Origin of the sequence: Burkholderia sp. MSh2 (genome assembly GCF_000731655.1) — a bacterium.
Lineage (GTDB): Bacteria > Pseudomonadota > Gammaproteobacteria > Burkholderiales > Burkholderiaceae > Burkholderia > Burkholderia paludis.
Window position 1 is genome coordinate 13,505 of the sequence record NZ_JPGM01000003.1, and the last position, 17,222, is coordinate 30,726.

14 protein-coding genes are annotated in these 17,222 nt (G+C 63.6%); 9 read left to right on the forward strand and 5 right to left on the reverse strand.

Going from position 1 to position 17,222, the window contains the following annotated elements; translation table 11 throughout:
* Positions 1-86: 86 nt before the first annotated feature.
* The 3 genes from GQ57_RS01490 (at position 87) to GQ57_RS01500 (ending at position 3,382) form a co-directional block, all read left to right on the forward strand.
* Positions 87-1,589 (forward strand): catalase, encoded by a 1,503-nt coding sequence (locus GQ57_RS01490; protein WP_174923149.1) that lies wholly within the window; start codon positions 87-89, stop codon positions 1,587-1,589.
* Between the two features lie 89 nt (positions 1,590-1,678).
* On the forward strand, positions 1,679-2,320 hold the full coding sequence (locus tag GQ57_RS01495; RefSeq protein WP_034196875.1) for an ankyrin repeat domain-containing protein: 642 nt from the start codon (positions 1,679-1,681) through the stop codon (positions 2,318-2,320).
* A gap of 129 nt (positions 2,321-2,449) precedes the next feature.
* Positions 2,450-3,382: an SDR family oxidoreductase gene (locus GQ57_RS01500; RefSeq protein WP_034196876.1), complete on the forward strand. Its 933-nt coding sequence runs from the start codon at positions 2,450-2,452 to the stop codon at positions 3,380-3,382.
* Between the two features lie 167 nt (positions 3,383-3,549).
* Here the strand turns inward: GQ57_RS01500 and GQ57_RS01505 are convergent, their stop codons facing one another.
* The 3 genes from GQ57_RS01505 to GQ57_RS01515 are packed head-to-tail and all read right to left on the reverse strand — an operon-like array spanning position 3,550 to position 7,281.
* Positions 3,550-4,845, reverse strand: coding sequence for an MFS transporter (locus GQ57_RS01505; protein ID WP_034196877.1), 1,296 nt, complete (start codon positions 4,843-4,845; stop codon positions 3,550-3,552).
* Positions 4,846-4,861: 16 nt separating this feature from the next.
* A complete protein-coding gene (locus tag GQ57_RS01510; protein WP_034196878.1) occupies positions 4,862-6,034 on the reverse strand; it encodes a porin in 1,173 nt (390 codons plus the stop codon).
* A 59-nt stretch (positions 6,035-6,093) separates the two neighbouring features.
* The gene (locus GQ57_RS01515; protein ID WP_034196879.1) at positions 6,094-7,281 is read right to left on the reverse strand and encodes a M20 aminoacylase family protein; all 1,188 of its coding nucleotides are present in this window, start codon (positions 7,279-7,281) and stop codon (positions 6,094-6,096) included.
* Between the two features lie 119 nt (positions 7,282-7,400).
* On the opposite strand from GQ57_RS01515, the gene GQ57_RS01520 reads away from it, so the two are divergent.
* On the forward strand, positions 7,401-8,318 hold the full coding sequence (locus GQ57_RS01520) for a LysR family transcriptional regulator (RefSeq protein WP_031403390.1): 918 nt from the start codon (positions 7,401-7,403) through the stop codon (positions 8,316-8,318).
* Positions 8,319-8,586: 268 nt separating this feature from the next.
* Here GQ57_RS01520 and GQ57_RS01525 read toward each other — a convergent pair whose 3' ends face one another.
* Positions 8,587-9,240, reverse strand: coding sequence for a hypothetical protein (locus tag GQ57_RS01525; protein WP_152603165.1), 654 nt, complete (start codon positions 9,238-9,240; stop codon positions 8,587-8,589).
* 36 nt (positions 9,241-9,276) lie between these two features.
* Positions 9,277-9,942 (reverse strand): OmpA family protein, encoded by a 666-nt coding sequence (locus GQ57_RS38685; RefSeq protein ID WP_081896557.1) that lies wholly within the window; start codon positions 9,940-9,942, stop codon positions 9,277-9,279.
* A gap of 327 nt (positions 9,943-10,269) precedes the next feature.
* Here GQ57_RS38685 and GQ57_RS01535 point away from each other — a divergent pair.
* The 5 genes from GQ57_RS01535 to GQ57_RS01555 all read left to right on the forward strand — a co-directional run bounded on the left by GQ57_RS01535 (position 10,270) and on the right by GQ57_RS01555 (position 17,073).
* Positions 10,270-11,369 (forward strand): IS3 family transposase gene (locus GQ57_RS01535; protein WP_152603166.1). Its coding sequence is split into 2 segments (ribosomal slippage): positions 10,270-10,522 and positions 10,522-11,369, totalling 1,101 coding nucleotides; the frame shifts between segments, so codons are not numbered across the junction.
* Positions 11,370-11,468: 99 nt separating this feature from the next.
* On the forward strand, positions 11,469-11,804 hold the full coding sequence (locus tag GQ57_RS01540; protein WP_034196882.1) for a hypothetical protein: 336 nt from the start codon (positions 11,469-11,471) through the stop codon (positions 11,802-11,804).
* Positions 11,805-12,030: 226 nt separating this feature from the next.
* Positions 12,031-14,157, forward strand: coding sequence for a hypothetical protein (locus tag GQ57_RS01545; protein ID WP_152603167.1), 2,127 nt, complete (start codon positions 12,031-12,033; stop codon positions 14,155-14,157).
* On the forward strand, positions 14,135-16,057 hold the full coding sequence (locus GQ57_RS01550; RefSeq protein ID WP_034196884.1) for a hypothetical protein: 1,923 nt from the start codon (positions 14,135-14,137) through the stop codon (positions 16,055-16,057). Before GQ57_RS01545 ends, GQ57_RS01550 begins: the two co-directional genes overlap by 23 nt.
* On the forward strand, positions 16,054-17,073 hold the full coding sequence (locus GQ57_RS01555; protein ID WP_034196885.1) for a hypothetical protein: 1,020 nt from the start codon (positions 16,054-16,056) through the stop codon (positions 17,071-17,073). The genes GQ57_RS01550 and GQ57_RS01555 overlap by 4 nt, the downstream gene beginning before the upstream one ends.
* Positions 17,074-17,222 lie beyond the last annotated feature (149 nt).

A 17,222-nucleotide genomic window follows, 5' to 3' on the forward strand; every position in this document is an offset into this window, starting at 1 on the left:
TTAAATGTCGTCGGGATCTTCACCACCCACGTTAATCAAGGAACTGCATCGATATGTCACACCCCGCGAATCGTTTTTTGCAGAGCATGATTGCCGCGGCCTGCGTCGCACTGGCTTCGTCCTCGCATGCTGCCGATCTGACGCGCGACAACGGCTCGCCCGTCGGCGACAACCAGAATTCCCAGACGGCCGGGCCGAACGGCCCGACGCTGCTGCAGGACTCGCATCTCATCGAGAAACTCCAGCGCTTCGATCGCGAACGCATCCCCGAGCGCGTCGTGCATGCCCGCGGCACCGGCGCATTCGGTGAATTCGTGCCGAGCGCCGACCTCAGCGACCTGACCACGGCCAAGGTCTTCACGGCCGGTACGAAGACGCCCGTGTTCGTGCGCTTCTCGACCGTGATGGGTTCGCGCGGCTCGCCCGAGCAGGCGCGCGATCCGCGCGGCTTCGCGGTGAAGTTCTACACCGAGCAGGGCAACTGGGATCTCGTCGGCATCAACCTGCCGATCTTCTTCATCCGCGACGCGATCAAGTTCCCGGACTTCGTCCATGCGAACAAGCCAAGCGCGGTAACCGGCGTTCAGGACCCGAACCTCGCGTTCGACTTCTTCGCCCATACGCCCGAAGCGACCAGCATGCTGACCCGGCTGTACTCGTCCGAAGGCATGCCCGATTCGTACCGGCACATGGACGGGTTCGGCGTGCACGCGTTCAAGTTCGTCAGTGCCGACGGCAAATTCACCTACGTGAAGTTTCACTGGAAGAGCCGGCAAGGCATGCAGGGGCTGCGCCCGAAGGACATCCCGGGCTCGATCGGCGCGGACTGGAACCTGATGACGAACGACCTGTACGGCGCGCTGAAGGCCGGCGACGCACCGAAGTGGGATCTCTACATCCAGGTGCTGAAGCCGTCCGAGCTCGACGCGTTCGACTTCAACCCGCTCGACGACACGAAGGTGTGGGCCGGCGTGCCGGAGCGCAAGGTCGGCACGATGACGCTGAACCGCGTGCCGGACAACTACTTCGAGTCGACCGAGGAATCGGCGTTCGCGCCGTCGCGGATGGTGCCCGGCATCGAGCCGTCGGAAGACCGCATGCTGCAGGGCCGGATGTTCTCGTACGCCGACACGCAGATGTATCGCCTCGGGCCGAACTTCAACCAGTTGCCGGTCAACCGCCCGCGCGTGCCCGTCATGAACAACAACCAGGACGGCGCGATGAACTTCGGCGAGCGCAAGGGCGAAGTGAACTACGAGCCGTCGTCGCTGGGCGGACTGGCCCAGAACCCGCGCTACAAGTCGGTCCAGACGCCGCTCGCCGGCACGACGCAACAAGCCGCGATCCGCAAGACGCTGAACTTCCGGCAGGCGGGCGAGTACTACCGCACGCTGTCCGCGCAGGAGCGCCAGGACCTGCTGACCGCGCTGTCGGGCGACCTGAACCGGGTGAAGAACGACACGAACAAGTACACGATGCTGTCGTACTTCTACAAGGCCGACGCGGACTACGGCACGCGCCTCGCGCGCGCCACGCATGCCGACGTCGCCCGTGTGAAGTCGCTCGCCGACCAGCTCGTCGAGAACTGATCGGGCCATCCCGCGAGGGCCGGCATCGCGGCCTTCGCGTCCCTTCCCACCTGATTGCGCCGCGCGGCCGCGCGCGGCGCGCATCGCCGATGATGAACCGACTCCGAACCGCCCTCTCCCGCACGCTCGCGATCGCAGGCATTGCCGTGCTCACGGCCTGCGCCCCCATCGCACCGCCCGCCGCCGTGCCTCACCCCGACGCGCACGCCGACCTGCGCCGCTACGACGACGCGTGGTTTGCCGCAGCGCGCCTCGGCCGCATCGATATCCTGCAGGCACTCGTCGACGCACGCTACCCGATCGACGCGGCGACCCCGGAGGGCTACACCGCCGTCATCCTCGCGACCTACCGGAACCAGCCCGAGGCGCTCGACTTTCTCCTGCGCAACGGTGCGGACCCGTGCATCGGCGACCGTCACGGCAACACGGCGCTGATGGGCGCGCTGTTCAAGGGCGAGACCGCACTCGCGAAACGGCTGGCCGATACGCACTGCCCGATCGACCAGACCAACCACGCCGGGGAAACCGCGCTGTCGTTCGCCGCGCTGTTTGGGCGTCTCGACATGTTGCCGGTCCTCGTCGCGCACGGCGCGAATCCGGATCACGTCGATGCGCTCGGCCGCACCGCGCTGCAGACCGTCATCCTGCAAGGCAACGACGCGGCGGTCGCCGCGCTCGAGAAAGTCGGCGCGACGCCGAACGCGGACGTGACGTTGCGGTTGCGGCCATGACGCGGTGTGCATGCCGGCACGAGCACGCCCACGCGACCCCGATCGAACGCACCATTTGACATTGAAGTCGCCTTCAAGGTTAGCCTTCTGTCCATCGACACCTGACGCGGGTACACAAGGACGGACGACATGCAGACGATATTGGGTGCCAACGGGCAGATCGCCACGGAACTGGCGCGGGAATTGCGCAGACTCGACAACGGCGACATCCGTCTCGTAAGCCGCAACCCGCGCAAGGTCAACGACACCGACCACCTGGTGTCGGCCAACCTCCTGGATGCGGACCAGACCGCCCGGGCGATCCGAGGCAGCCGTATCGTCTATTTCACCGCCGGTCTGCCGCCCGACACGCATCTGTGGGAAACCCGGTTTCCCGTGATGTTGAAGAACGCGCTGGATGCATGCCGGGCGGAAGGCGCCAGCTTCGCCTATTTCGACAACACCTACATGTATCCGCAGGACGACCGGCTGCAGACGGAGGCAACGCCCTTCGCGCCGGTGGGCCGCAAGGGCAAGGTGCGCGCGGCCATGGCGTCCACGGTGCTCGAGGAGATGGCGCGCGGCGACATACCGGTCCTGATCGGGCGGGCGCCCGAGTTCTATGGCCCCGGCAAGACGCAGAGCTTCACGAATGCGCTGGTCATCGACAAGCTCAAGGCCGGCGCGAAGCCCAGGGTGCCACTGCGCGACGACACCCGGCGCACGCTCATCTGGACGCCCGACGCGAGCCGCGCGCTCGCGGCCCTGGGCAACACGCCGGATGCGTTCGGCCAGACATGGCATCTGCCGTGCTTCGACGACCGGCCGACCTACCGCGAATTCGTCGCGATGGCCGGCGAGGCCTTCGGACAACCGTCCGCCTATACGGTCGTCGGGAAATGGGCCTTCATCGTCGCCGGCATGTTCTCCCGGCAGGTGCGCGAGATCAGGGAACTCCTGCCCCGCTACGAGCAGGACAACCGCTTCGATTCCACGAAGTTCAAGCGCCGGTTCCCCGGGTTCGAGGTGACGACTTACCGGGACGGTCTCGACCAGATTCGACGGGAGTCGGCAAAACGATAGGCCCTCCCGGACGATTCATCGGGAAAGGCCATCCGCCCGCTCGCACGGCGCGATGGCTCCGGACGCTTCGCCGTCGATCACCGAACGGAAGCCGCGGCACTTGCGGCCTCCGTGGCCGACCCGCTCGACACACATACCCGCGCGTGCCGACGGCGGCGCGGTACGGATCATGTCCGCGCGCCGCCTCCACCGGCTGCTTCCCTGAACAACGCGAGACCGGCCAGGCTGGCCATCCCGCATCCCATCACATACCACGCGGGCGCATAGAAGCTGCCGGTTGCACGCCACATCTCGCCGACGATCAGTTGCGCGAAGCCGCCGAAGATCGTCACGCCGAGCGCGTAGATCATCCCGAGCGACATCGCGCGCACCTCGGGGCGCAGCGCCTCGAGGATCATCACGAAACTGGCCGGACTCGACAGCGTCATCAGCCCGATCAGCACGATCACGACCGCCATCGCGGTGGCCGCCGACGGCCAGGTGCGCAGCGCGTAAAAGGCCGGCAATACGAGCAGGGTCGACACGATGCACACCGCGCGCACCAGCGGCTTGCGGCGGCGCACGCGGTCCGCGAGCCGTCCAGCGAACGGCGAGCCGACCAGCAGGACGATGCCCGCCGTGCAGCCCGACAGCAGCGACACCGATGCCGGCATGCCTGTCGTCAGCGTCAGGAACGACGGCAGGAAGAACACGATCGTGTACATCGTCGACGTGCCGCCGATCACCAGCAGCGTGCCGGCCACGACCTGCCGCCACGGAATGCGCACGCGCTCGCGCGCCGCGCCGGCCGCCGCGTGCGGCAGCGTATCGTCGAGGTGGCGCCGCAGGTAGAACCCGATCGGCCCGATCAGCAGGCCGAGCACGAACGGCACGCGCCAGCCCCACGCATGCAGCGCGTCGGGCGACAGGGCGCGCGACAGCGTCAGTGCGACGAGCGCGCCCGCGAGTGCCGCACCGCCCTGGCTCGCCATCTGCCAGCTCACGAGTTCGCCGCGCCGGCGGGTGCCGCCCGACTCCATCAGCAGCGTCGTCGCCGCGCCTACTTCGCCGCCGGCCGAGAACCCCTGCAGCAGACGCCCGGCGACGATCAGCAGCGGCGCGGCGATGCCGATCTGCGCATAGGTCGGTGCGAAACCGATCATGCCGGTGCCGAGCGCCATCAGTGCGACGGTCAGCACGAGCGCGGGCTTGCGCCCGACGCGGTCCGCGTACGCGCCGATCGCGACGCTGCCGAGCGGCCGCGCAACGAAGCCGACGCCGAACGTCGCGAGCGACAGCATCAGCGCGCCCGCCTCGCTCGACGCCGGAAAGAACAGCTTGCCGATCAGCGCCGCGAAGAAGCTGTAGACGGTGAAATCGAAGAATTCGAGCCCGTTGCCGAGCGCGGCCGCGACGATCGTGCGACGCGTCGCGCGCCGACCGGCCTCGGCCGGCATCGCGGCCGTGCGATTCAGTGTGGTCATCGGAGAGCGGTCCTGATCAGAAATTGTGGTACATGCCGAGCGACATCGTGACGGGCGTCATCCCGGTGCGCGGCACGGTGCTGCCCGGCTCGGTCGGCAACGGATTGCCGTTCAGCAGCACCGTCGAAATCCCGTAGTTGCGGATGAAGCCGGCCCGCGCATAGAGGCCGGTGCGCTTCGACAGCAGGTAGTCGTAGCCGAGCATCACGCCGAGCGCCGAATCCTTCGCGGGCTGGCCGGCTGCATCGCGCACGCCGGACGTATCGCGATAGACGACCGACGCGCGGATCGCATGGACGCCGAACGGCACGATCGTGCCGACCGTATAGACGCGCGCGATGCCGTCTCCGGCCAGCTTCGGCGCGTACTGGTTGAACGACGCGGACAGCACGAGCCGACCGGTGTCGTGGACGACGCCGAGCCCGTACAGGTCGTTGCGCACGGTGCTCGCGCCATCGGTGCCCCACGTCTGGTTATAGCTCGCGGCCAGATAGGTCGTGCCGTTGTACCACTGCAGCAGCGCGCCCTGCGCGGACGCCGCCGGCGCGCGCCCGGCGACGTTGCTCGGCGCGATCATCAGCATCAGCGACGTGGTGCCGGCGACGATCGGCGTACGGTAGGTGATCGCATTGTCGATCCGCGCCGGCAACTGCGTCGCGCCCGGGCCGAGATCCGAGTTGTAGCCGACGCCGCGGCTCGTCTGCACGGCCGCCGCGCCGAGCCACGTATACACCGAGTTCGTGCCCACCGTGCCGAACACGTCGATGAACAGCGGCAGCGCCGTGCCGATCTGCTTGCCGAAGCGCAGCCGCCCGTAGCTGTCCGACGACAGGCCCACCCACGACTGCCGGTTGTAGGTCGACTGTGCGTCCTGCTGCGCGCCGCTGTTCGCGAGGAATCCGCTCTCGAGATTGAATTCGGCGCGCCAGCCGCCGCCGAGGTTCTCGCGGCCGAACAGGCCGAACTTCGACGTCCACTCGCCGCCGCTCTGCGTCTGCCACAACGAACGGCCGCCGACCGTCTGGTAGTTGATCCCCATGTCGAGCGAGCCGTACAGCGCGACGCCTTCCGTCATGCGGCCGTTGTACTCGGGCACGGCCGCGAGCAGCACGTCCTGGTACGGCACGGCGCGCGCATTGCCGGCGCCGAGCACGAGGCAGGCCGCACCCAGTGCAAATCGTCTTTTCATTCGGGTTCCTTATCGTTGTGCCAGCGGATCGCCGCTCCCCTGCCATTTCCCCGCGCGCGTCAGTCCACCGTCAGGTAGCGCTCGGCGACACCCGCGAGATAGGCGGCGCCCCAGCCCAGCGCGGCATCGTTGAAGTCGTAGTGCGGGTTGTGCACCGAACAGCCGCCCTGCGAATCGATGCCGTTGCCGAGCAGCACGTAGCAGCCCGGCACGCATTCGGTCATCCACGAGAAGTCCTCGCTGCCCATCACGCCGTCGGGCAACAGCGTGAGCGCGCCGTCGCCCGCCAGCGCCGCGATCGTCTCGACCGCGAGATCCGACGCAGCGCGATCGTTGTCGACGACGCGCGAAATCGGCTGATAGTCGACCTGTGCGGTCATCCCGTACGCTTGCGCGTGCGCGTCGACGATCCGGTGGATTCGCGCCTCGATTTCGTTGCGCGTGGCCGCGTCGAGCGAGCGCACCGACAACTGCAACGTCGCGTCCTGCGGAATCACGTTCGGCGCGGTACCCGCATGGAACGTGCCGACGGTCACGACCGCCGGCTTCGTCGGGTCGATGTTGCGGGAAACGATCGATTGCAGCGCGGTCACGAGATAGGCGCCCGCGACGATCGGGTCGCTCGCGAGCTGCGGCATCGCGCCGTGCCCCCCCTTGCCCGTCAGCGTGATCGTCACTGAATCGGACGAGGCCATCATCGGCCCGTAGCGCAGCGCGAAATGGCCGACCGGCACGCCCGGCGCGTTGTGCAGCGCATACACGCGTTCGCACGGGAACCGCTCGAACAGGCCTTCGTCGATCATTCGCTTCGCGCCGCCGAGCCCTTCCTCGGCCGGCTGGAAGATCAGGTTCAGCGTGCCGTCGAAGCGCCCCTGCACGGCGAGATAGTGCGCGGCGGCGAGCAGGATCGCCGTATGGCCGTCGTGCCCGCACGCGTGCATCGTGCGCGCGACCGTGCTCGCATACGGCAGCCCCGTCGCCTCCTGGATCGGCAGCGCATCCATGTCGGCGCGCAGGCCGAGCGTGCGCGCCGACGCGCCGCGCCGCAACCGGCCGACGACGCCCGTGCCGCCGACACCGGTCGTCACGTCATAGCCCCACTCCGCCAGCCGCTCCGCGACGAGCTGCGCGGTGCGGGTCTCGGCGAAGCCGAGTTCGGGGTGGGCGTGGATGTCGCGGCGGATCGCGACAAATCGGGACTCGGACTCGCGGATCGCCGCGAGCACGTGAGCAAGTTCCTGCGTCATTGAGGGGCTCCATGGGATCGGCCGCCGCGCGACCGTCGCAGCCAAGCATAGAGAGACGCTTCCGGTCAAAAAACTCACTAATTTTGATATGAATAACTTCCGGTGATATCTTCCGCATCATGAAAACCCATCAATTGCGCGCACTCGTGGCCGTGGCGACGGCCGGCAGCATCAAGGGCGCCGCCACGGCGCTGCACGTCACGCAGCCGGCGGTCAGCAAGGCGATCCAGGAACTGGAGAACGAGTTCGGCGTGCCGCTGCTCGAGCGCAAGCCGTGGGGCGTCGTGCCGACCCCGGAAGGCGACGCACTGCTCGGACGCGCGCAGGCGGTCATGCGCGAGCTCGAACGGGCGCGCGAGGACATGGCGCACATGAAGGGGTTGCGCGACGGCCGGCTCGTGATCGGCTTCACGCCGATCGTCGCGGTGACGGGCTTCGCGGACGCGTATGCGGCGTTTCGCCGTCACTGGCCGCACGTCCAGTGCGAACTGCGCGAAATGACCTTCAACCTGCTCGCCGAGCAGTTGCGCAACCGGACGCTCGATCTCGCGTTCGCCGCCGTCACGGGCCCGGTCGTCGAGTCGGCCGACGTGAAGGCGATCCGCACGTTCGACACCGCGTTCGTCACGCGCGAGAACGGGCGCTTTGCGGGCGCGACGTCGCTCGATGCGCTGCGCGACGCGGAATGGATCCACGCCGACGCGAGCGAGAGCTTTCCCGTGTATATCCGCGGCCTGCACGAGCGCGCAGGCCTGCCCCCGCCGCGCTGCATCACGCGCTGCACGTCGTATGCGCTGTTCTACAGCCTGCTCGTGACCACGGATGCAGTCTTCTCGTGGACCCGGCACTCGCTCGCCGAGACCGTGTTCGGCCTTAAACTGACGCCGTTGCCGCTGCCGATGTCACCGCCTCCGCTTCAGCTGTACCGGCTCACGCCGCCGGGATTGCAACTGACGCGGCCTGCGTCGGATTTTCTTGCGCATTTTGAAACTGCGTTTGCGTCGCAGTCGTTTGTCGGTGATGCGCGGTTGGGTTGATGCTGGGCAGGGGCGTTGTGTCGTGCGATGACTCGCAAGGCGGTGTATAGGTGTGCGCTTTGTTGAATGCTCTCACGTCACCTCAATTTCCTGACCGGGAAAGCGCGCATCTCGGCGTGGGGTACGGAGCTTGTCGGGCGCCTTTCGAAGTCGTGGCTCAACCCTGTTTCGCTCACACGTCAAGCACGATACCGTGCCAACTCGTCGTACCGCACTTCTTCCCGCGCTCTTTCCTCTTCCTCCGCGAACAGCACAGTTCGTCGCCCCGTCATCTGGCTGCCGCTCTGTTTCCGTACTTTGCGGCAAGCGCCTTACGGATTGAAGCAGCGTCAGCATAGCGTGCGTGTTCGACACGACCATCCCGAAATCCGCATTCGCATTGACCAATGAACGGTTCGCTCGCATCACTTTGAAGGCCAACAAAGACGGCGCCTGTTGACGCGGAACCCGTCAGCTTGTAGATGTAGCCGTCGTAGAAGTCCCCGCCGTAATCGTAGTGCCGCTGCGGCGTTTGAACCAAAACGACCAGTTCCTTGTCCTTCGGATCGTGATCGGCATTCGCAAAAAATACGGAGGCAATCTGCGGAATTCCGCCATCTTCCAAGTAACGGTCGAACGGTACATCATGCCAGTGGTGCGCCGCATCAGCGAACAACAGGTGTGCGTCGATCATGTACGGGCGATTGTCTTTCGAGTACCCCGGCTCGTTTCCAGTATTCTCCAGGAAGTACACGTACGTCCCAGGCATCGCAGGATCGGCATTGATGATCGGGGGCATCAACGTGTGTTGCGCATCCGTTTTCGACTTTACAAGCAGTTGCACTTCTTCAGGAATCTCCGCAGCGTAAAGGCAACTCGCACGGGCAAGAACCGCGCAGCAAACCAGGAAACGCAAGGCATTGACTGCTCTACTCAACATCATCGCTTATTCTCCTTGATTGCCTTTTACCCGCGCCAACTATCGCTTGAACGTACCAAGAACCTCTATTTCCACCCGGCGATCCGGGGCAAGACATGCAATAAGCTTCACCCGATTTTTCTCATTGCATCTCGCCGTGACCGGGTTCCGCGTCCCTTTACCCTCCGTGTAAATTCGTTCTACAGGTACACCTTTGCTCACCAGGTACGTCTTGACAACAAGCGCACGACGTAACGACAACTCGTCGTTGTATGCTATCCGGCCTAGACGATCTGTAAATCCCGTCACGACGACAACCTCCAAATTTACCGCTGAGAGCTTCTCGGCCAACTCGTCCAGCCTTTGCCTCCCAAGCGGTTTCAGCATCGACTTACCAAGGTCGAACCATGCATCCGCTTGAATCCTGGGCTGCTCAGCACCGATCGGAGGTGGCGGCACCCTCTCTGCATGCTCCGGTGCTACGTCTAACAGCCCGTCGCAGCGCGTATCTGCTGTGGCAGGCGTCCATTCGGCATCGCGCCAACAGAGTTTATTGGTGCCATTTTTCCAGATAGCCGTACCACTGCCATCGCGCCAATTGTTTCCGGTTGCCTGTTGTTGGGGCGACGCTGCATAAGCCGGAGTACCGCCAGAAAGCACCGCGATAGCAATCGGAACCACTATACGCAATGCGCGCGCCTTCTCAATCGACAGCGGAAGCAACATCCCTTTGGTCGACGCTGCGTGGCCGCAACGTCGTATCGCACTTCTTCCCACGCTTGTTTCTCCCCTCTACGAACAGCACAGTTCGACGCCCCGTCATCTGATCCGGGTTTTACTGCCGTACTCTGCAGCGAGGGCATTCCGCATTGCAGCGGCATCTGCAGATGCGCGCGTGTTCGACGTGGCTATCTCGAAGTCCACGTTCAAACTACCCGACAAAGACAGCGCCTGTCACCAATGGTCCGCCTCGGCACAGGCCCACTGACCTGAGACGGATCGTGTAGCCAAATGGCAAGTGAGTTCCCTTATCCTAAAGGCAAGGAGAACTCGATGAAGAAGCGACATACCGACGAACAGATCATCCTCATTCTGCGGGAAGCCGAGAGCCGCGAAGAGCCGGTGAAAGATCTGTGCAGGCGGCACAACATCACGGAGCAGACGTTTTACCGGTGGCGAAACAAGTTCGGCGGTATGGATGTGGCCGAAGCCCGTCGGCTCAAAGAGCTTGAATCGGAAAACGAGCGGCTCAAGCGCCTGATTGCCGAGCAACTGCTGGTGATCGATGGCCTGAAGGAGTTCAGCCGAAAAAAATGAATACCCCGACGGGCCGGCGCGAAGCGCTGGAAGTCCTGATCCGGCGGGGGCTGCCACAACGCAAGGCATGCCGTTACCTGGGCTTGAGCCGCCGGGTGCCGGCCTACAAACCTAGACAGCCGGAGAAAGATCGGCTTCTGGGCGAGCAGTTGATCGCAGCGTCTCAGGAAGTGCCGCGCTTTGGGTATCGACGTATCTCGGCCTGGCTGTCGCTGGGCGAATCGCGGGTGCGCCGCCTGTGGCGAGCCCTGAAGCTGAGTATCCCGAGACGGCGCCAGCGTCGCAGACGCTGCGGCAGCGACATTCGCCTGCCCGGCGCGACGCGGCCCAATTCGGTCTGGAGTTACGACTTCGTCCACGATCAGCTGGTAGACGGCCGGGTCTTGAAGATGCGGTGCGTTATCGATGAATACACGCGGGAATGTCTGGCGATCGAGGTCGGCGCCAGCCTGCGCTCTCAGGACGTGATTCTGGTGCTGTCGAGGTTGATGCGGTTGTATGGCAAGCCGGCGTTCATCCGGTCGGACAACGGTGCGGAATTTACCGCTGCCCGTGTCATGCGCTGGTTGCGCGACGCGTCTGTCGGCCCGGCCTTCATCACGCCCGGTAGCCCATGGCAAAACGGTTTCGTCGAAAGCTTCAATGGCAAGCTGCGCGACGAACTGCTGAATCGCGAATGGTTCCGCAGCCGCGCTGAAGCCAGGGTGCTCATCGAGCAATGGCGTCAGTTCTACAACGAGAAGCGGCCGCATAGCGCCCATCGTTACCAACCTCCGGCCACGGTCCGTCGAGCCTGGCCGGAGTCCGATAATATCGACATGCGACTCACTGCTTAACTGGCTACAAAATCCCGCCGCAGGTCACGTGCATCATTCGTCTGTCGCGATGAGCCGCAACGACAACATTTGAAAGATAGAAAGCAAAGGGAAGAACGTATGAAAGAACTTCACACGCTGGTGAAGAAAGCACGTTTCGAATACGACGGCACGCTGGCGACGGGCTATCGAATGGTCATTGGCACGGGCAGTTATACCGAAACGGTGACGCCGGAAACATTGGAGCAAATAATGGCGCACTTCGGCCGACAGCCGGAGCCGGTCGTCATCGGGACGTCGCATGATAAGCCGCCCGCGGGTTCTCTCGGTGCCTGGCTGATCGAGAATCGCGCTCGTCGGCGGCAGGTCGTGTCGTATCTGGCTGCCATTCTTGTCGAGGAAGGACACGTGACGATGTCCGGCGACCGTTTGCTTTTTCCGCTTCGGCCGGACTGAAGTCTTGACGTATTAAGCACGCAAGAAATTGCGCTTGCTGCCGATAATGAGAGAAAGCCAGTTCAATGGCAACGACCGAATGCAGGCCGAACACATCGGCCATGTCAGAGACGGCGAACCTGATCAATAACAAAAATCCACGACGCTATATCTTATCTGACCAACCCGGCGCGCACGATGAATCCGCGCGCCGCTCTTGAAAAATTCGAACAGACAGGACAGGCAAATGCCACTCAATCCAGCATCGATAGCGCGATTGACCAGCGCGCTCGTCAACCTTCTGAAGGCCAGCGACGGCGTGGAAGTGAATCATGAAGTGACGACCGGGCTCGTCAATGTGGTCCGAAAGCTGCGGATCCTGCACGAACTCAACGAGCGTTACTACATTGCGGTTGCCGGAAGTCAGGGTGCGGGCAAGACGCGACTGATCCGCGAGCTTTACGAACTGGACGACATGTGGCTGCAAGACAACGAAGGTCGCGGCGAACAGATGCCAGTGTTCATCGTGGAGAAAGAGGGAATCTGTGCGCCAATCGGTGTGGTGCAGACCATCGACAAGCAGACTGGTGAGATCGGGAGCGAAGAGCTGACGGCCGACGAGTTCCGTAAGCGCATCACGAACTATGCCGAGAGCGGCGTCCTGTTCCCGACGCTGTTTGTGCCGATCCGGCATTTCAACGGCGCCCAGACGGGTTTCGTCCTGCTTCCGGGCTACGAGATGGAAAACGAGCAGAACACGGCTTGGCAGCAGCTTATGCGCGGGACACTGCGGCTCGCGCTCGGAACGGTCATCGTGACCGATGCGGGACGGCTTGCCGAAAACAGTCAACTCGAGATCATGAAGGATCTGTCGGAAACCTGTCTCGCACTGCGCAAGCCGATGATTGTCGCTAGCAAGACGGAGAACGTCGATCTGGCGGACCGTGCGCGCATCATCGAGCGGGCAGCTGAGGTCTTCGATGTGCCGGCGAGCGAGCGCGATGAACGCATCGTGACCACGGGCGTGGGCAAACGCGACTACGTGTCCAACTGGTCACGCCCGCTACTGGCCGGATTGAACAAATATGCGCTGCAGGCGGCCGATGCCGATCAGGTGCGTGTCGACGATCTACTCGATCTGCTTGGCAACGAATTGCGTGACCTGCAGGAACGCCTCAAGGAAGCGCTGACAGACAAGGCCGTTGTATCGAGCGTGGCCGAGCGGCAGCGCTCGAGCATCATCGAGCAATTCAATGACTCGGCCGCGAGCTATCGGCGCAAGTACGAGGTTGAACTTCGCAGGCTGACCCGCGAATACGCCAACCGCGCACAGAAGACTGCGAAGAAACGGTACCACGAAGAGGAGGTCGGTTTCACGAACAAGATGCGCCAGGCCAAGAACTTTCTCATGTTGCGTTCGGGCGTGAACGAGGAAGCGCACATCACGCGGATCGTCGAAAGCTGGCAGGCGCCGGGCGACAGTGACGGACCGCGCAACCTGGTGGAAAGCCACTTCACGGTGCTGTCGAGGATGGCGAAATCACAGTTGCATATCGAATCGGGCGGCACGCGCGACGCGCAGAACGCTGCCACTGTGTTGCCGATGCTCGGATACGAGAGCGGGCCGCTTGTCGAGGCGAAGCACGGCCGATGGGCCGAGGCGCGTGTGCGGACCGGGCTGCGGCGCGTGCTCGGCGATGAGTCGATGCAGACCGAGGCACTCGAGAATGACGATCACGAATCGCTCCAGGTCGTGGTCAGGCTGATTCCGGCGATCACGATGGAGTTCATGCGGATCAACCAGAGCCTGCTGATCTCCGAACCGGAGATCCGTGCCGCGCTGAACTCGCCGGAGGAAATGAGCAAGGTAGTGGAGACGCTAGGCGCAAAGTTCGGCGCCGAAGTCAGCGAATCGCTCAGGACCGTGCTGCGCGCCGTCGCCTGCGTGTTCGCGGTGGACCTTGCGATCGACGGTGTGGCGGATATCCCGCAACTGATCGCCAGCATATTTGGCGCGGCCACGACGGCGACGGGCGTTGGCCACACGCTATCGCTGGTTGCGTCAGGCGTGGTGGTGGGTCTCTTCATCGCCCATTCGGCGATCAAGCAGATTAACCAGTACGATGCGGCGCGTCTCGGCTACATTGGCTCGGTGATGGAGCATCTGACGAAGGAGCATGTCGCGCAGCAACTCGAAATATACGACGACATCATGGAGCAGATCGGCGAACGCATGCACCGCACGCTCGCCGTGGCTTATCGGCTGGACACCGCGCTCGGCTTCCGCGACCAATTCCTGCGCGACCTAGCGGCGCTCGACCGTGCGCGCCTCACCTTGATGAATGATATCCGTGATCGACAAGCTCTGGCTTGAACTTCACGACAAGCGTCGAGACTGGGCGTACGACGCGTTCGATGAGTTCGCGCGGCACATCGATCCCGAACTGACGGCCGGCTATAGCCGGTCCAGTCAGGTGACGGTGGTGGTGTACGGTTCGACGCAGGTCGGCAAAACCACGCTGATGCTCGAGATGCTCGGCATCGCCCCAGCGCGCGCGCGCGAAGTGAGCGACGTGCTGCGAGGTGGCCGCTCGGTCGGCAAGTCTGCGACCGCTACGGCCACGCGATATCGCCGGTCGCAGAGCGATGACTGGCAGATCGGACAGGACGACACGCCGCTCACGAGCGCCGAAGCACAGGCGCGCCTTGGTGCGTTGCGCGAGCAGGTGGAAGCCGGTCACGCCCCGGATGCCGACGTCGTCGATGTTCATATCCCGCAGTGCTTTTTCGCCTCGACGCAAGACGGCTTCGCCTCGGACATTCGCCTGCTCGATCTGCCGGGACTGAACGCCACCAATCCACACGAGGCGGCGTACGTGCGCCGTGTCGCGGAGACGTATGTGCCCATTGCGGATCTGGTCGTGCTCGTGTGCCGAATCAACACGCTTGGTGCGCTGCGGCCCGTGGATCTGCAACTGCCGGAACTGCAGGACTGGATGTGCTATCCGATGCGTTTTCGTGTGGTCTGTACGTACGCGTTCTCGTCGGCCAGCTTCCGCGAGTGGCGGGGCGACGGAGAGTGTCCCTCCGATCAGATGCAGAAACGGATTGTCAAGCAATTGAACACGCACGATTTGAGGCTGTCGCCCGATCTCGCGCAATACATCTATCCACTCGAATTCGGCAAGTCGTGGGACGACCTGAAGCGCGAGGACCCCGACTACTTCGAGCGTGCCAAACGCGCCGTCGATGCGCTATGGAAGGATTTCATCGACGGTGTGCGTCGCGCCGCGAGTCCTTATTCACGTGTCCGCATGGCGTTCGGAATTCAGCAGGCCGCGCAGAAGCGGCTCGCGGATTTTTACGCGGAGAACAGAGAGCGCATCACGCCACTCCTCCGTGCGATCAGAGCGAAGGCGAAATCGCTCGAAGACTGGAAGCAGGAGCTGAGGATGCTCGCGCGCGAGGCGCAGGCGTTACGCGAGCGCAAATACGCATTCGAATCGCTGTATCGCGGCGAGGAACTCGATTCGACCCTGACGTCGCTATTCTCATGTGACAAGGTCGCGCCGTCGAAAGTGAGATTGAAGCGACCGTCCGATCTGGCGAGCGCGGCGAGAAAGGCGCGCGAGACGCTTCAATCGTTGTGGCTTCAATCGACCAACAGCGACGACGAGAACGAAATCTCCGCCGACGAGGACGACGGCAAGTGGGCGCCCGCGTCTGTTGCACACCTCGTTCAACGCGGTGCACCGCCATCCGCGCGGGTGATCCATGAGTTCATCGACCGGCTGGAAGCGTACACCTTCGACTGGTACCCGATCGTGTTTTCTGATTTCGACAAGGATTTCAGTGAGCTGGCGCGTGCCGTCGAGAGCGTCCGCAAGTGTTACATCGATGCGGCGCGCAAGTCGATCGTCGAGCAGGCGCGCGAAAAGGCTCGCGCGGTCGATGCGCGTCGCATGCAGATCGAGAACGATGAACTCGTGCTCGGCGCGCGATACGAGAAGCTCGAGAGGTCGCACGCGGCGCTGTGCATCGAACTTGAGCAGGCGTGGGCGGAACGAAGGGACTTCGGCAAGCGCATGCGGAGCAGCATCGAGCACGGCAAGCGCTTCCGCGGTCACATGCAGCGTGCGCACGCGGCGGCCGTGTCCGATGCCGCGCGCCGCTTTCACGAAGAAGCCGATCCGACGCGGCAGTTTTATCGGCTCATGTACAAAGAGCTCATCGAGCGAGAGTTCGAAAAATTGATGGTGGGAGAAGAGGCTTGAGCACGCAGCAAGACACAAACGCAGCAGCGGCTGGTCTGGCCGGTCTGCTCTCCAGCATGGTGAATCGGCCGGTGACCGAGGAGATCGGCAAGGCGGTCGCCGACGCAAGGTTTCGCGTCGACAAGCAGATCAAGGAATCGGAGAAGGGGGTAAAGGGTGACCTGGCGAAAATCGTCGAGGAGTTCCCCAAACTGCTGGACGAACTCGAGTCCGTCAGAGACCATCTCGATCTCGAGATTCGCAAACGCTCGGCTGAACTCGAAGAGAAGATCGCGCCGCGGTTCGGTGTCATAGGGGCAAAGCAGGAAGAGGTGGCGCGCGCCTTTCACACTGTGCTCGATGAAGCGTTCACCGATGTACGCATGCGCGACGAGCGTCTCGACGAGCGCATCGGAGAGCTGAGAGTCGGCTTTGCCGCCGCGATGAACGAACACGCGAGTGCGCAGGAGCGCCAGACTGCGCAGCTTTCCGCGCATGTTGACCAGTTGACCATTCGGGGCGAAGCGATCCACGGTGGCCTGGAGCGCCTGGCCGATGTCTTTCAGAAAGCACTCGGCAATGCCCAGGACGAAGTACGCGCAGACAACGCGCGTCTCGAAACCCGCATCGGGGAAGTGAAAACCTCTGCCGTCGCGATGAATGAACACGCGGGCGCACGGATGTCGGACCTTGCAGTCGTTGTCGTCGAGCGTGTACGTGTGGTTGAAGCGAGCATCGCCGAAAGAGCGAACACGCTGGAGCGTCAGACCGCGCAGCTTCTCGTGCACGTCGAGCAGCTGGATGCTCAGGGCAAGTCGATGTACGGCATGCTGGGGTCGGACGTTGCCGCGCTCGGGCGAAACCACGACGAACATCGCAAGGCCATGCAGGATGTGCTGGCGGATCTCACCACCGCGATCTCCGTCATCGGACAGGGCCAGAAAAACCTGAAGAAGCTCGTCTACGGTGCGCTGGGAATGTCGACGATCACCGCCGTGCTGCTGGTCATCTATGTGTTGCGCGTGTGGCCGCGTTGACTGCGAGTCGCCGACAGCATGGATCAACACTTTTGAGCGAGATTCCAGCATGACCGGCATCGATCGCGGCGGCGCCCCGGACAGTAAGCCGGCTTGCCGTACTTCACGGACGCCGATTCCGCGCTGAGCCGATCATCCGGAGGGCGGGA

What these genes read in the sequence shown, in the direction of transcription:
- GQ57_RS01520 (WP_031403390.1), top strand. Translation starts at nt 7,401, where the DNA reads ATGAAAACCCATCAATTGCGCGCACTCGTGGCCGTGGCGACGGCCGGC.
- GQ57_RS01500 (WP_034196876.1), top strand. Translation starts at nt 2,450, where the DNA reads ATGCAGACGATATTGGGTGCCAACGGGCAGATCGCCACGGAACTGGCG.
- GQ57_RS01515 (WP_034196879.1), bottom strand. Translation starts at nt 7,281, where the DNA reads ATGACGCAGGAACTTGCTCACGTGCTCGCGGCGATCCGCGAGTCCGAG.
- GQ57_RS01505 (WP_034196877.1), bottom strand. Translation starts at nt 4,845, where the DNA reads ATGACCACACTGAATCGCACGGCCGCGATGCCGGCCGAGGCCGGTCGG.
- GQ57_RS01525 (WP_152603165.1), bottom strand. Translation starts at nt 9,240, where the DNA reads ATGATGTTGAGTAGAGCAGTCAATGCCTTGCGTTTCCTGGTTTGCTGC.
- GQ57_RS01495 (WP_034196875.1), top strand. Translation starts at nt 1,679, where the DNA reads ATGATGAACCGACTCCGAACCGCCCTCTCCCGCACGCTCGCGATCGCA.
- GQ57_RS01545 (WP_152603167.1), top strand. Translation starts at nt 12,031, where the DNA reads ATGCCACTCAATCCAGCATCGATAGCGCGATTGACCAGCGCGCTCGTC.
- GQ57_RS01510 (WP_034196878.1), bottom strand. Translation starts at nt 6,034, where the DNA reads ATGAAAAGACGATTTGCACTGGGTGCGGCCTGCCTCGTGCTCGGCGCC.
- GQ57_RS01490 (WP_174923149.1), top strand. Translation starts at nt 87, where the DNA reads ATGATTGCCGCGGCCTGCGTCGCACTGGCTTCGTCCTCGCATGCTGCC.
- GQ57_RS38685 (WP_081896557.1), bottom strand. Translation starts at nt 9,942, where the DNA reads ATGTTGCTTCCGCTGTCGATTGAGAAGGCGCGCGCATTGCGTATAGTG.
- GQ57_RS01540 (WP_034196882.1), top strand. Translation starts at nt 11,469, where the DNA reads ATGAAAGAACTTCACACGCTGGTGAAGAAAGCACGTTTCGAATACGAC.